Below are 13,261 nucleotides of genomic sequence, written 5' to 3'. Positions count from 1 at the left end.
CGGCGCCGTCCGGCGCTCCCCCAGGCCCGACGTAGCGTCGGTGTCATGGACCCCCACGCCCTGCTCGTCGACCACGTCGGACGGATCCGCGAGCTGGTCGACTCCGTCGTCGACGGACTCGAGCTCGACGACGCGCACCGACGGCCGCTGGACCGGGGCAACCCGATCGTCTGGCTGCTCTGGCACACCTCGCGGGTGCTGGACGACCACGTGGCGGGCCTCTCCGGCGACCCCCAGGCCTGGACGGGCTGGGCCGGGCGCTTCGACCTGCCCCTGGACCTCGAGGACTTCGGCTACGGACACGGTCCGGAGGAGGTCGCAGCCGTGCGGGTCGCCGACCTCGACCTGCTGGTGGCCTACCACCAGGCCGTCCACGAGCGGACGCTCTCCTACCTGCGCCGTCTCGACCCGGCCTCCGGGGTCGGGCCCGACGAGCTGGACCGCGTGGTCGACGAGGACTGGGACCCGCCGGTCACGGCCGGCGTGCGGCTGGTGAGCGTGATCGGCGACTGCCTGCAGCACCTCGGCCAGGCGGCGTACGTCAAGGGTCTGCTCTGAGCCTCACCACCCCGGTTCGTAGACTTCTCCCCGTGCCCGACGCCGCTCCCTCCCCCGCCGTGGAGGTGACGGGACTGGTGATGCGGTACGGCGAGAAGACGGCCGTCGACCACCTCGACCTGCGCGTCGAGCGCGGCACCATCACCGCCGTGCTCGGGCCCAACGGAGCCGGCAAGACCACGACCCTGGAGACCTGCGAGGGCTACCGCGCCCCCCAGCAGGGCACCGTGCGGGTGCTCGGGCTCGACCCCCAGCGAGAGCGGCGGGCGCTGCTCCCCCGCATCGGGGTGATGCTGCAGGACGGCGGCGCGTGGTCCGGCGTACGCGCGCTGGAGATGCTGCGCCACGTCGCGCGGCTCCACGCCCACCCGCTCGACGTCGACGCGCTGGCCGACCGGCTGGGTCTCGGCGACTGCGGCCGTACGCCGTACCGGCGACTCTCCGGCGGCCAGCAGCAGCGCCTCAAGCTGGCGCTCGCGCTCGTCGGACGGCCCGAGCTGGTCTTCGTCGACGAGCCGACCGCCGGCATGGACCCCGCCGCCCGTCGTACGACGTGGGAGCTGCTCCGCCAGCTGCGCACCGACGGCGTCACGGTCGTGCTGACCACCCACCACATGGACGAGGCCGAGCGGCTGGCGGACCTGATCCACATCATCGACCGGGGGCGGGTCATCGCGAGCGGTACGCCGCTCCAGCTCACCCGCGGCGGCACCTCGACCATCCGGCTGGTCGTGACCAAGCCCTTCCCCGTCGGCGCCCCCGACTCGCTGCAGGCCTCGCTGGGCGGCCACCTGGAGGTCACCACCATCAGCGACGTCAGCCTGCTCATCACCGGTCCCGCCGACAGCACGACCCTCGCCGTCGTCTCGGCGTGGTGCGAGGAGCAGCGGGTCCTGCCCGAGTCGCTCAACCTGGGCCAGCGCACCCTCGAGGACGTCTTCCTCGAGCTGACCGGGCGGGGCCTGGCGTGACTCCTCTCGACCTCAGCCCCCGGCCCGGCGGTGCCCCGCTGGCCTCGCAGGTGCTCGCCCAGGCGGGCATGGAGACGCGGCTGCTGCTGCGCAACGGCGAGCAGCTGCTGCTCGCCGTCGTGATCCCCGTGGTCGTGCTGGTGGGCGCCGTGCTCGGCGCCGACCGGATCGGCCTCGACCTGTCCCGGCGGGCCGTCGACGAGTTCACGCCCGGGGTCCTGGCACTGGCGGTGATGTCGACGTCGTTCACCTCGCTGGCCATCGCCACCGGGTTCGAGCGGCGCTACGGCGTGATCAAGCGGCTCGGCGCCTCCCCGCTGCCCCGCACCGGGCTGCTGCTCGGCAAGGTGCTCGGGCTGCTGCTCGTGGAGGCCCTGCAGGTGGTCGTCATCGCCGGCGTGGCGCTCGCGCTCGGCTGGCGCCCCGACGCCTCGCTCCCGGCGGCGCTGGTGAGCACGGTCCTCGGCACTGCGGCCTTCGCCTCGCTCGGGCTGTTCGTGGCCGGGGTGCTGCGGGCCGAGGCGACGCTGGCCGCCGCCAACCTGGTCTACCTGCTGCTGCTGGCCGGCGGCGCGGTGGTGCTCCCCTCCTCGGCGTACGGCTCGGCGGGCGGGGTCACCCGGCTGCTGCCCTCCGGCGCCCTGGGCGACGCGCTGCGCAGCGCGCTGTGTTCGGGCGAGGCCGCCTGGGGCGCGTGGCTGGTGCTGACCGCCTGGGCCGTCGTCGGGGCGGCCCTGACCGCGAGGACCTTCCAGTGGGAGTAGACGTGCACCTCCGCAGGCTCGGCGAGCGCGACTGGCTGCGCCGGCTCGGCTGGGCCAGCCTGGTCGCCAACATCGGCATCGTCGTCACGGGCGCCGCGGTGCGCCTGACCGCGTCGGGGCTCGGCTGCCCCACCTGGCCGCGCTGCACCGAGGAGTCCTTCCGCGCCCACGGCGAGCTCGGGCTCCACGGCGCCATCGAGTTCGGCAACCGGCTGCTGACCTTCGTGCTGGCGGCGATCGCGATCGCCACCCTCGTCAGCGCCTGGCAGTCCCGGCGCCGCGTCCTGCGCCGGCTCGCGCTGGTCCTGGCCCTCGGCGTGCCGGGCCAGGCGGTGGTGGGTGGCATCACCGTGCTGACCGACCTCAACCCCTGGCTGGTCGCGGTCCACCTGCTGCTCTCGCTGGCGATGATCAGCGTGGCCGTCCTCTACCTCTGGCGCATCGACCGCGCCCGGCCGGAGCAGAGACCGGCGCCGCGCGGGCTCGCCGCGCTGGCCTGGTCGACGTACGCCGTGTCCTGGGCCGTGCTCTACGTCGGCACCGTCGTGACCGGGTCGGGTCCCCACGCCGGCGACCTCGACGTGCCGCGCAACGGCCTCGACCCGCTCCAGCTGTCCCAGCTGCACGCCGACGTGGTGTTCCTGCTCGTCGGGCTGACCGTCGGGCTGCTGCTCGCGCTCGCGGCCACCGGGGCCGGTCGCGGCCCCCGGCGGGCGGTGGGGGTGCTGCTCGGCGTCGAGCTGGCCCAGGGCGTCGTCGGGTTCGTCCAGTACTTCACCGACCTGCCCGAGATCCTGGTCGGCATCCACCTGCTCGGCGCGGCCGTGATCGCGGCCGTGGTGACCTGGGCGCTGCTCAGCGTCCTGGAGGGCGACGCGCAGCACGCCTGATGCGGCCACGCCGCGACGTCTGCTGTGGTGTGATGTGGCCTGTCCGACCGGCCCCTGAGGAGGTAGTCGCCCATGGGCGTCCGCGCCACCGCGCTCACCCTCGCCGCGCTGTTCCTCGTGGCCGGGTGCGGCGCCGACGAGCCTCCGGCCGCGGTCGAGTCCGTGCCCCCGCCCGCTCCGGCCGACCTCTGCGCCCTGGTGCCCGAGGGCGTGTCCCGGGGCCTGCAGAGCAGCGCCAGCAGCGAAGACGGCGGTGACCCGCGCGCCGTCTGCTCGCTCCGGTCCACCTCGGACCCCTCGGTGCGCGCCGTCGTGACCTGGCTGCAGCTGGAGGAGGAGAACCCCGCCGACGTCGTGCTGCGCAGCCAGTGCGCCGCCATCGACCGCAGCCGCCTCGACGAGCCGAAGGGCTTCGCAGTCGAGGGCGCGATCCAGACCTGCGCCGGCACGCGCGAGGCCCGCGGCGAGGACGTCGCCAGCGTGGCGGTGCGCCGCGGCCGCGAGGTGCTCACCGCCCGGGTCGAGACCCGCGGCGGGACGGCCGCGCTGCAGCGCTCCCAGCAGCTCCTCGAGGGCGTCCTCGCCGAGATCGACACCGGCCGCTAGGCGCGGCGACGGCCCGACGACCAGGGGTCTAGCGACGCAGCAGCGGGTCGAGCGCGACGGCCACGAAGAGCAGCGAGAGATACATGTTGGACCAGTGGAACAACCGCATCGGGCGGACCTCGGCGAGGTCGTCGCTGCGACGGGCCCGGCGCCAGAGCAGGTGGGCCTCGACCAGGAACACCGTGCCGAGCGCGAGCGCCACCACGGGGTAGAGCAGCCCGGTCCCGGCCACGGGCCACAGCGCCAGCGAGACCGCCACGGTCACCCAGGAGTAGGCCACGACCTGGCGAGCCACGCCCTCGGCGTCGCGGCGGACCGGGAGCATCGGCACGTCGACCCGGGCGTAGTCCTCGCGGTAGCGCATCGCCAGCGCCCAGGTGTGCGGCGGCGTCCAGAAGAAGACGACCAGGAACAGCACGACCGGGGTCCACGCCAGCTCCCCGGTGACGGCGGTCCAGCCGATGAGCGTCGGGAAACACCCGGCGATGCCGCCCCACACCACGTTCTGCGTCGTACGCCGCTTGAGCAGCATCGTGTAGCCGAAGAGGTAGAACGCGTTGGCCGCCAGCGCCAGGCCGGCCGAGAGCCAGTTGACCAGGAACCCGAGCACCAGCGTCGAGACCACCATCAGCACCAGCCCGAAGACCAGGGCCGAGGTGGGGGTGACGATGTGGCGCGGCAGCGCGCGACGGCGGGTCCGGCGCATCTGCTCGTCGATGTCGCGGTCGTAGACGCAGTTCAGCGAGTTGGCCGCCCCGGCCGACAGCGTGCCGCCGACCACGGTCGCCAGCACCAGGCCCAGCGGCGGCACCCCGCGCTGCGCGAAGAACATGACCGGGACGGTGGTGAGGAGCAGCAGCTCGATGACGCGCGGCTTGGTGAGGCCGACGTAGGCGCCGACCACGTCACGCAGCGTCGCCCGTCCCGAGGTGTGTCCGTCGACGGACACCTCGGAGTGGAGGGCGGTCACGTGGCCTCGCCTTCGGTGGGGCGTACGGATGGGGAGCGGGTCGGACACCGTGGTGGCGGTGACGGTGATCACCGGTGGCCCCCGCGCGGCGACGGTGGGCCGCAGCGGTTCGGGTACCGGGTCGTCACGAGTCTATCGGTGCCACCCCGCCTGCCACGAACCCGCCGGACGTGACCTGCACCGTACGCCCGCACTAGGCTCGAACTGCATCCACGCGACGAGAGGAAACGCACACCGTGCCCACGAGCAAGAGCCTTGACTGGACCGAGCTGGACGACAAGGCGGTCGACACCGTCCGGGTCCTCGCGATGGACGCCGTGCAGAAGGTCGGCAACGGCCACCCCGGGACGGCGATGAGCCTCGCCCCCGCGGCGTACCTGCTGTTCCAGAAGGTGATGCGGCACGACCCCGCCGACCCCGACTGGACCTCGCGCGACCGCTTCGTGCTCTCCGCCGGACACTCCAGCCTGACGCTCTACATCCAGCTGTTCCTGGGCGGTTGGGGCCTGGAGCTGGAGGACCTCAAGGCGCTGCGCACGTGGGACAGCAAGACGCCGGGTCACCCGGAGTACGGCCACACCGCCGGGGTCGAGACCACCACCGGTCCCCTGGGCCAGGGCGTCGGCAACGCCGTGGGCATGGCGATGGCCGCCCGCCGCCAGCGCGGCATGTTCGACCCCGAGGCCGCCCCGGGCACCTCGCCATTCGACCACCGCATCTACGCGATCTGCTCCGACGGCGACCTCGAGGAGGGCGTCAGCGCCGAGGCCTCCTCGATCGCCGGCACGCAGAAGCTCGGCAACCTGACGCTGATCTACGACGACAACGCGATCTCGATCGAGGACGACACCAACATCGCGTTCACCGAGAACGTCGCGCAGCGCTACGAGGCCTACGGCTGGCACGTCCAGACCGTCGACTGGACCAACGGCGGCAAGGAGTACAAGGAGGACGTCCACGCCCTCCACCGCGCCGTCGAGGCGGCCGACAAGGTCACCGACCGACCCAGCTTCATCGTGCTCAAGACCGTCATCGCCTGGCCCGCGCCGAAGCTCCAGGGCACCGGCAAGGCCCACGGCTCGGCCCTGGGCGAGGACGAGGTGCGCGCCACCAAGGAGATCCTCGGCTTCGACCCCGACCAGACCTTCGAGGTGCCCGCCGACGTCATCGCCCACACCCGCGCGCTGCGCGACCGCGGCGTCACCCACGGCAACGAGTTCGACGCGAAGTACGACGCGTGGGCCTCGAAGCACCCCGACCGTGCCGCGCTCCTGCACCGCATGAAGAGCCGCACCCTGCCCGACGGCTGGGACGCCAAGCTCCCCACCTTCGAGGCCGACGAGAAGGGCGTGGCCACCCGCAAGGCCTCCGGCGCGGTCATCCAGGCCATCGCCGCCGCCCTCCCGGAGTTCTGGGGCGGCTCGGCCGACCTGGCGGAGTCCAACAACACGACCATCGAGTCGGCCGCCTCGTTCATCCCCGAGGAGCGGGCCACGAAGATGTGGAAGGCCGACCCGTACGCCGGGCGCGTGCTCCACTTCGGCATCCGCGAGCACGGCATGGGCGCGATCATGAACGGCATCGCCGCGCACGGTGACACCCGCGTCTTCGGCGGCACCTTCCTCACCTTCTCCGACTACATGCGCGGTGCCGTCCGGCTCGCGGCGCTGATGCGGCTGCCCGTCACCTACGTCTGGACCCACGACTCGATCGGTCTCGGGGAGGACGGCCCGACCCACCAGCCGGTCGAGCACCTCGCCGCGCTGCGGGCGATCCCCGGCCTCGACGTCGTGCGGCCCGCCGACGCCAACGAGACGGCCGCCTGCTGGAAGGCGATCATCGAGAACCACGACCGTCCCGCCGGCATCATCCTGACGCGGCAGAACGTGCCGACCTACCCGCGCGGCGAGGACGGCTACGCCGGGCTCGACGACGTGAGCAAGGGCGGCTACGTGCTGCTCGACGCCGAGGACGGCACCCCCGACGTCGTGCTCGTCGGCACCGGCTCGGAGGTCCAGCTCGCCGTCGAGGCCCGGAAGATCCTGGCCGAGCAGGGTGTTCAGGCCCGTGTGGTGTCCATGCCGTGCCGTGAGTGGTTCGACCAGCAGGAGCCGGCGTACCGCGAGACCGTGATCCCGCCGACGCTGAAGGCCCGGGTCGCCGTCGAGGCCGGCATCGCCATGGGGTGGCGCGAGATCGTGGGCGACCACGGCCGCATCGTCTCGCTCGAGCACTACGGCGCCTCGGCCGACTACCAGCGCCTCTACCGCGAGTTCGGCATCACCGCCGAGGCGGTGGCCGCCGCGGCCGAGGACAGCATCCGGGTCGCCACCGGCTGAGCCACCGGCCCGGGCGGCGCCGTCGCCCGGGCCCGCACCACCACGCACACCGGGTCTCGGTCCCGAGGCCCCGACTGGGGAGGAACCCACCATGACCGACCGTCTCAAGGACCTGAGCGACGCCGGAGTCTCCATCTGGCTCGACGACCTCTCGCGCGAGCTCATCGAGGACGGCGAGCTCAAGCGCCTCATCGACGAGGACCACGTCGTGGGGGTCACCACCAACCCCTCGATCTTCGCCTCGGCACTGGCCAAGGGCGAGAAGTACACCCCGCAGGTGCGTGAGCTCGCCGCCGAGGGCGCCGACGTCGACAAGACCGTCTTCGCCCTGACCACGACCGACGTGCGCAACGCCTGCGACGTCCTCAAGCCCGTCTTCGACGCGACCAACGGCGTCGACGGCCGGGTCTCGATCGAGGTCTCGCCGCTGCTGGCCCACGACCAGGACGCCACCTTCGCCTCCGCCAAGGAGCTGTGGGCCGAGGTCGGCCGCGAGAACCTGCTGATCAAGATCCCCGCCACCACCGAGGGCGCGCCGGCCATCTCCGACACCCTCGGCGAGGGCATCAGCGTCAACGTCACCCTGATCTTCGGCCTCGAGCGCTACCGCTCGGTGATGGAGGCCTACGTCACCGGCCTCGAGAAGGCCAAGGCCGCGGGCCACGACCTGTCGGGGATCCACTCGGTCGCGTCCTTCTTCGTCTCCCGCGTCGACACCGAGATCGACAACCGGATCGAGAAGTCCGGCGCCGACACCTCCCTCAAGGGCAAGGCCGGCGTCGCCAACGCGCGACTGGCCTACCAGGCCTACGAGGAGTTCTTCTCCGGCGAGCGCTGGGAGGCGCTCGAGGCCGAGGGTGCGCGCAAGCAGCGGCCGCTCTGGGCCTCCACCGGGGTCAAGGACCCCACGCTCCCCGACACGATGTACGTCACCGAGCTCACGGTCGAGAACACCGTCAACACGATGCCGGGCAAGACGCTCGAGGCCACCCGCGACCACGCCGAGATCACCGGCGACCGGGTCCGCCCGTTCTACGACGACGCCCGCCAGGTGATGGACGCCCTCGCCGCGGCCGGTGTCGACTACGACGACGTCATCGCCACCATCGAGCGCGAGGGCGTGGAGAAGTTCGAGTCGGCCTGGAACGACCTGCTGAAGACGGTCCAGGGCCAGCTCGACGGGGCGACGCAGGCGTGAGCGCCGCGCCCGGGAACGACGCACCGGTCGCGCCCGTCGACCCGACGTCCACCCGGGCGTGGGGTCGGCTCCAGGAGCTGGCCGACCGCTTCTCCCCCGACCTGCGGGGCTGGTTCGAGGCCGACCCCGGCCGCGTCGAGCGGCTGACCCACGAGGCGGCCGACCTGCGGGTCGACCTGTCCAAGTCGCTGGTCGACGCCGACGTCCTCGAGGCGCTGCTGGCGCTGGCCGAGGAGGTCGGCGTGACCCGCCGCCGCGACGCCATGCTCACGGGCGAGCACGTCAACGCCACCGAGGACCGTGCCGTGCTCCACACCGCGCTGCGGCTGCCCGCCGACGCCCGGCTCGAGGTCGACGGCCAGGACGTCGTCCACGACGTGCACGAGGTACTGGAGCGGGTCTACACCTTCGCCCGGTCGGTGCGCGACGGGTCGTGGACCGGGGTCACCGGCCAGCAGATCCGCACGGTCGTCAACATCGGCATCGGCGGGTCCGACCTCGGTCCCGTGATGGCCTACGAGGCGCTCGCGGCGTACCGCCAGGAGGGTCTGGAGTGCCGGTTCATCAGCAACATCGACCCGACCGACGCCGCCACCACGCTGGCCGGGCTCGACCCGGCCACGACGCTGTTCATCGTCTCCAGCAAGACCTTCGGCACCCTGGAGACGCTGACCAACGCCCGGCTGTGCAAGGCGTGGCTCCTCGCCGGCCTGGCTGACGCGGACGCCGAGGAGGCGGTGGCCCAGCACTTCGTGGCCGTCTCCACCGCGCTCGACAAGGTCGCCGACTTCGGCATCGACCCCGACAACGCCTTCGGCTTCTGGGACTGGGTCGGGGGCCGCTACTCCCTCGACTCCGCGATCGGCACCTCGCTGGTGGTCGCCGTCGGTCCCGAGCGGTTCGCCGAGCTGCTGGCCGGGTTCCACGCGATGGACGAGCACTTCCGCACCACCGAGCCGGCCGCCAACGTGCCGCTGCTGATGGGGTTGCTCAACGTCTGGTACGCCAACTTCCTCGGCGCCGAGAGCCACGCGGTGCTGCCCTACTCCCAGCTGCTGCACCGCTTCCCGGCCTACCTCCAGCAGCTGACGATGGAGTCCAACGGCAAGGGCGTGCGGTGGGACGGCTCCCCCGTGACCACCGACACCGGCGAGATCTTCTGGGGCGAGCCCGGCACCAACGGCCAGCACGCGTTCTACCAGCTGATCCACCAGGGCACCCGGGTCGTCCCGGCGGACTTCATCGCGTTCGCCGACCCGGCGTACGACCTCAAGGACGGCGACACCGACGTCCACGAGCTGTTCCTGGCCAACTTCTTCGCGCAGACCCGCGCGCTGGCGTTCGGCAAGACGGCCGAGGAGGTCCGCGCCGAGGGCACCGACGAGGCCGTCGTACCCGCCCGCGTGTTCACCGGCAACCGGCCGACGGCCTCGATCATGGCGCCGGCGCTGACCCCGTCGGTGCTGGGGCAGCTCGTCGCGCTCTACGAGCACGTCACCTTCACCCAGGGCGTGGTCTGGGGCATCGACTCCTTCGACCAGTGGGGCGTCGAGCTGGGCAAGAAGCTCGCGCAGGAGGTCGGCCCGGCGATCGCCGGCGACGAGGAGGCTCTCGCGGCCCAGGACGCGTCCACACGCGCCCTGATCGCCTACTACCGCGAGCACCGCAGCCGGTGAGCCCGGCACCGTCGGCTGACCAGGGCTGGACCAACCCGCTGCGCGACCCCGCCGACCGCCGGCTCCCCCGGATCGCCGGTCCGTGCGGGCTGGTGCTGTTCGGGGTGACCGGCGACCTCGCCCGCAAGAAGGTGATGCCGGCGGTCTACGACCTCGCCAACCGCGGCCTGCTGCCCCCGGGCTTCAGCCTGGTCGGCTACGCCCGCCGCGAGTGGGCCGACCAGGACTTCGCGCAGATCGTGCACGACTCCGTCCGCCAGCACGCCCGCACCGAGTTCCGCGAGGAGGTGTGGAAGCAGCTCGCCGAGGGCTTCCGCTTCGTCCAGGGCGACTTCGGCGACGACGTGCAGTTCGACGCGCTGCGCCGCACCATCGAGGAGCTCGACGTCGCCCGCGGCACGGGCGGCAACCACGCGTTCTACCTCTCCATCCCGCCGAAGTTCTTCGGCGACGTGATCGGCCAGCTCCAGGAGCACGGCCTGACCGAGGGCCCCGACGGGTCGTGGCGTCGCGTCGTGGTGGAGAAGCCGTTCGGGCACGACCTGGAGTCCGCGCGCGAGCTCAACGCCGTCATCAACGACGTCTTCCCGCCCGAGTCGGTCTTCCGGATCGACCACTACCTCGGCAAGGAGACGGTGCAGAACATCCTCGCGATGCGCTTCGCCAACAACCTCTTCGAGCCGATCTGGAACTCCCACTACGTCGACCACGTCCAGATCACCATGGCCGAGGACATCGGCATCGGCGGTCGGGCCGGCTACTACGACGGCATCGGCGCCGCCCGCGACGTGATCCAGAACCACCTCCTCCAGCTGCTGGCGCTGGTGGCCATGGAGGAGCCGCTCTCCTTCGACGCAGCCAACCTGCGGGCCGAGAAGGAGAAGGTCCTCTCCTCGGTCGTGCTCCCGTCGCGGCTCGACCTCCACACCGCCCGGGGCCAGTACGCCGCGGGCTGGGCCGGCGGCGAGAAGGTGATCGGCTACCTCGACGAGGACGACATCGAGGCGAGCTCGACGACCGAGACCTTCGCCGCGATCCGCGTCGACGTCGAGACCCGCCGCTGGGCCGGGGTGCCGTTCTACCTGCGCCACGGCAAGCGCCTGGGCCGTCGCGTCACCGAGATCGCGGTGGTGCTCAAGCGGGCACCGCACCTGCCGTTCACCGAGACCGCGACCGAGGACCTCACCCAGAACGCGATCGTCTTCCGGATCCAGCCCGACGAGGGCGCCACCATCCGGTTCGGCTCCAAGGTGCCCGGCGGCGCGATGGAGATCCGCGACGTCAACATGGACTTCGCCTACGGCGGCTCGTTCACCGAGTCCAGCCCCGAGGCCTACGAGCGGCTCATCCTCGACGTCCTGCTCGGCGACCCGCCGCTGTTCCCGCAGAACGCCGAGGTGGAGCTGAGCTGGAAGATCCTCGACCCCGTCATCGAGCACTGGGCCCGCCGCGACGCCGCCCCCTCGGCCGACGGCATCGACCAGTACGCCCCCGGCCACTGGGGCCCCGAGTCCGCCGACGCCATGCTCGCCCGTGACGGACGCACCTGGAGACGACCGTGAGAGAGCTCACCGAGACCAGCTCCGCCGGCATCGCCGCCGCGCTCGTCGAGGCCCGGACCAGTGCCGGGTCGCCCGCGATGGGCATGGTGATGACGCTCGTCGTGGTGGTCGACGAGGACCACGCCACGCAGGCGATGGAGTGCGCGCGCGAGGCCTCCCACGAGCACCCCGCCCGGGTCCTGGGCGTCATCCTCGGCGACGGCCGCGGCCACGGTCGGGTCGACGCCCAGGTCGGCACCGGCGCCGGCTGGAGCGGCGAGGCCGCCCTGATCCGGCTCCACGGCGAGGTGACCAAGCACCCCGAGTCGGTGGTGCTGCCGCTGCTGCTCCCCGACTCCCCCGTGGCCGTCTGGTGGCCGGTCGACGCCCCCCACGACCCGGCCGCCGACCCGCTCGGCGGGCTGGCCCAGCGCCGGATCACCGACGCTGCCGGTGCCACCACGGCCCGCACCAGGGCCATCGGTCGCCAGGCCGCGGCGTACGCCAAGGGCAACACCGACCTCGCCTGGACCCGTCTGACGCCCTGGCGGGCGCTGCTCGCCGCCGCGCTCGACCAGCACCCGGCCAAGGTCACCGCCGCCTCCGTCAGCGCCGAGAAGGTCAGCCCCAGCGCCGACCTGCTGGTCGCCTGGCTCTCGCTGTGCCTGCGCGTCGAGGTGACCCGGCACACCTCGTCGGGCCCCGGACTGACCGAGGTCACCATGACGACCGCCGAGGGCGAGGTCAGCATCGCCCGGCCCGACGGGCTGCTGGCCAGCTTCCGCTCCCCTGGCCAGCCCGACCGCCCGGTCGCGCTGAAGCGTCGTACGGTCCCCGAGCTGCTGGCCGAGGAGCTGCGACGGCTCGACGAGGACGACACCTACGCCGCCGTGGCGCGGCACCTGACGAAGGAGCCCCGATGACCGACCTGAAGCGCTACCCCGACGCCGCCGGACTGGTCTCGGCCGTCGCCGAGGCGTTCGTCGCCCGGCTGGCCGAGGTGCAGGCCGAGGGCCGGGTGCCCTCGGTCGCGCTCACCGGCGGCACCATCGCCGACGAGATCTACCGCGCGGTGGCGGCGCTCGACTCCTCGGCCGTCGACTGGACGCAGGTCGACTTCTGGTGGGGAGACGAGCGCTACGTCGCCGCCGACTCCTCCGACCGCAACGACCGTGGCGTCGGGCGGGACCTGCTCGACGTCGTCGGCGTCGACGCCCTGCGCGTGCACGCGATGCCGGCCGCCGACGAGTCGCATGCCGACGTGCACGCGGCGGCGGATGCCTACGGCGAGGCGGTGCGGTCCTCGGGCGGTGGGGCCTTCGACCTGGTGCTGCTCGGACTGGGCCCCGACGGCCACGTCGCCTCCCTGTTCCCCGACCACCCCCAGCTCGACGTCGACGACGCGATCGCGCTGGGCGTCACCGACTCCCCCAAGCCCCCGCCGGAGCGGATCACCCTCACCTTCGCCGCCCTCAACCGCACCCGCGCGGTGTGGTTCCTGGTCAGCGGGGACGGGAAGGCCGACGCCGTCGCCCGCGCCCTGGCCGACGTGGGCTCCGTCCACGACACCCCCGCCCGCGGCATCACCGCCCCCGACCGCACCTGGTGGCTCGACGAGGCCGCCGCGAGCAAGCTGTAGCGAGAGGCACCTGCACCGGGCGGGCACTTCTGCTGGGCCCGGGACCGCCGACCGGGCAGTTCTGCTGGGCCCGGAGACGCCGAGCGGGCAGTTCTGCTGGGCCCGGTGC

The 13,261-nt window shown here is 72.8% G+C and carries 12 protein-coding genes; 11 read left to right on the top strand and 1 reads right to left on the bottom strand.

The features are described from left to right. Positions 1–45: 45 nt before the first annotated feature. The 5 genes from EDD33_RS07385 to EDD33_RS07365 all read left to right on the top strand — a co-directional run bounded on the left by EDD33_RS07385 (position 46) and on the right by EDD33_RS07365 (position 3,789). Positions 46–558 carry a mycothiol transferase gene (locus tag EDD33_RS07385; RefSeq protein ID WP_123389753.1) on the top strand — a complete coding sequence of 171 codons (513 nt, stop codon included), beginning with the start codon at positions 46–48 and terminating at the stop codon, positions 556–558. A 32-nt stretch (positions 559–590) separates the two neighbouring features. Further along, positions 591–1,529, top strand: coding sequence for an ABC transporter ATP-binding protein (locus EDD33_RS07380; RefSeq protein WP_246003416.1), 939 nt, complete (start codon positions 591–593; stop codon positions 1,527–1,529). Then, the gene (locus tag EDD33_RS07375; RefSeq protein WP_246003415.1) at positions 1,526–2,293 is read left to right on the top strand and encodes an ABC transporter permease; all 768 of its coding nucleotides are present in this window, start codon (positions 1,526–1,528) and stop codon (positions 2,291–2,293) included. Before EDD33_RS07380 ends, EDD33_RS07375 begins: the two co-directional genes overlap by 4 nt. A 2-nt stretch (positions 2,294–2,295) precedes the next feature. Then, positions 2,296–3,183, top strand: a complete 888-nt coding sequence (locus EDD33_RS07370; protein WP_246003414.1) for a COX15/CtaA family protein — start codon at positions 2,296–2,298, stop codon at positions 3,181–3,183. A 72-nt stretch (positions 3,184–3,255) separates the two neighbouring features. Continuing rightward, a complete protein-coding gene (locus EDD33_RS07365) occupies positions 3,256–3,789 on the top strand; it encodes a hypothetical protein (protein ID WP_123389752.1) in 534 nt (177 codons plus the stop codon). 28 nt (positions 3,790–3,817) lie between these two features. On the opposite strand, the gene EDD33_RS07360 is transcribed toward EDD33_RS07365, so the two are convergent. After that, on the bottom strand, positions 3,818–4,759 hold the full coding sequence (locus EDD33_RS07360) for a heme o synthase (RefSeq protein ID WP_123389751.1): 942 nt from the start codon (positions 4,757–4,759) through the stop codon (positions 3,818–3,820). Between the two features lie 308 nt (positions 4,760–5,067). Here EDD33_RS07360 and tkt point away from each other — a divergent pair, with 308 nt between their 5' ends. From tkt to pgl, 6 genes are all read left to right on the top strand, one after another. Next, positions 5,068–7,098 (top strand): transketolase, encoded by a 2,031-nt coding sequence (gene tkt, locus EDD33_RS07355; protein WP_246003650.1) that lies wholly within the window; start codon positions 5,068–5,070, stop codon positions 7,096–7,098. A 91-nt stretch (positions 7,099–7,189) separates the two neighbouring features. Next, a complete protein-coding gene (tal, locus tag EDD33_RS07350) occupies positions 7,190–8,296 on the top strand; it encodes a transaldolase (protein WP_123389749.1) in 1,107 nt (368 codons plus the stop codon). After that, positions 8,293–9,972 (top strand): glucose-6-phosphate isomerase, encoded by a 1,680-nt coding sequence (pgi, locus tag EDD33_RS07345; protein WP_123389748.1) that lies wholly within the window; start codon positions 8,293–8,295, stop codon positions 9,970–9,972. Before tal ends, pgi begins: the two co-directional genes overlap by 4 nt. After that, positions 9,969–11,534: a glucose-6-phosphate dehydrogenase gene (zwf, locus tag EDD33_RS07340; RefSeq protein ID WP_123389747.1), complete on the top strand. Its 1,566-nt coding sequence runs from the start codon at positions 9,969–9,971 to the stop codon at positions 11,532–11,534. Before pgi ends, zwf begins: the two co-directional genes overlap by 4 nt. Continuing rightward, the gene (locus EDD33_RS07335) at positions 11,531–12,436 is read left to right on the top strand and encodes a glucose-6-phosphate dehydrogenase assembly protein OpcA (RefSeq protein WP_246003413.1); all 906 of its coding nucleotides are present in this window, start codon (positions 11,531–11,533) and stop codon (positions 12,434–12,436) included. The genes zwf and EDD33_RS07335 overlap by 4 nt, the downstream gene beginning before the upstream one ends. Further along, a complete protein-coding gene (pgl, locus tag EDD33_RS07330; RefSeq protein ID WP_123389746.1) occupies positions 12,433–13,152 on the top strand; it encodes a 6-phosphogluconolactonase in 720 nt (239 codons plus the stop codon). The genes EDD33_RS07335 and pgl overlap by 4 nt, the downstream gene beginning before the upstream one ends. Positions 13,153–13,261 lie beyond the last annotated feature (109 nt).

Origin of the sequence: Nocardioides aurantiacus, assembly GCF_003752505.1 — a bacterium.
GTDB classification, from domain to species: Bacteria; Actinomycetota; Actinomycetes; order Propionibacteriales; family Nocardioidaceae; genus Marmoricola; species Marmoricola aurantiacus.
The sequence above is the reverse complement of the archived record's forward strand: the minus strand, read 5'-3'. Positions and strand labels throughout refer to the sequence as shown.

Excerpts from the sequence above, each read along its gene's own strand:
- EDD33_RS07365 (WP_123389752.1), top strand. The coding sequence starts at position 3,256 with ATGGGCGTCCGCGCCACCGCGCTCACCCTCGCCGCGCTGTTCCTCGTG.
- pgl (WP_123389746.1), top strand. The coding sequence starts at position 12,433 with ATGACCGACCTGAAGCGCTACCCCGACGCCGCCGGACTGGTCTCGGCC.
- tkt (WP_246003650.1), top strand. The coding sequence starts at position 5,068 with ATGGACGCCGTGCAGAAGGTCGGCAACGGCCACCCCGGGACGGCGATG.
- EDD33_RS07385 (WP_123389753.1), top strand. The coding sequence starts at position 46 with ATGGACCCCCACGCCCTGCTCGTCGACCACGTCGGACGGATCCGCGAG.
- tal (WP_123389749.1), top strand. The coding sequence starts at position 7,190 with ATGACCGACCGTCTCAAGGACCTGAGCGACGCCGGAGTCTCCATCTGG.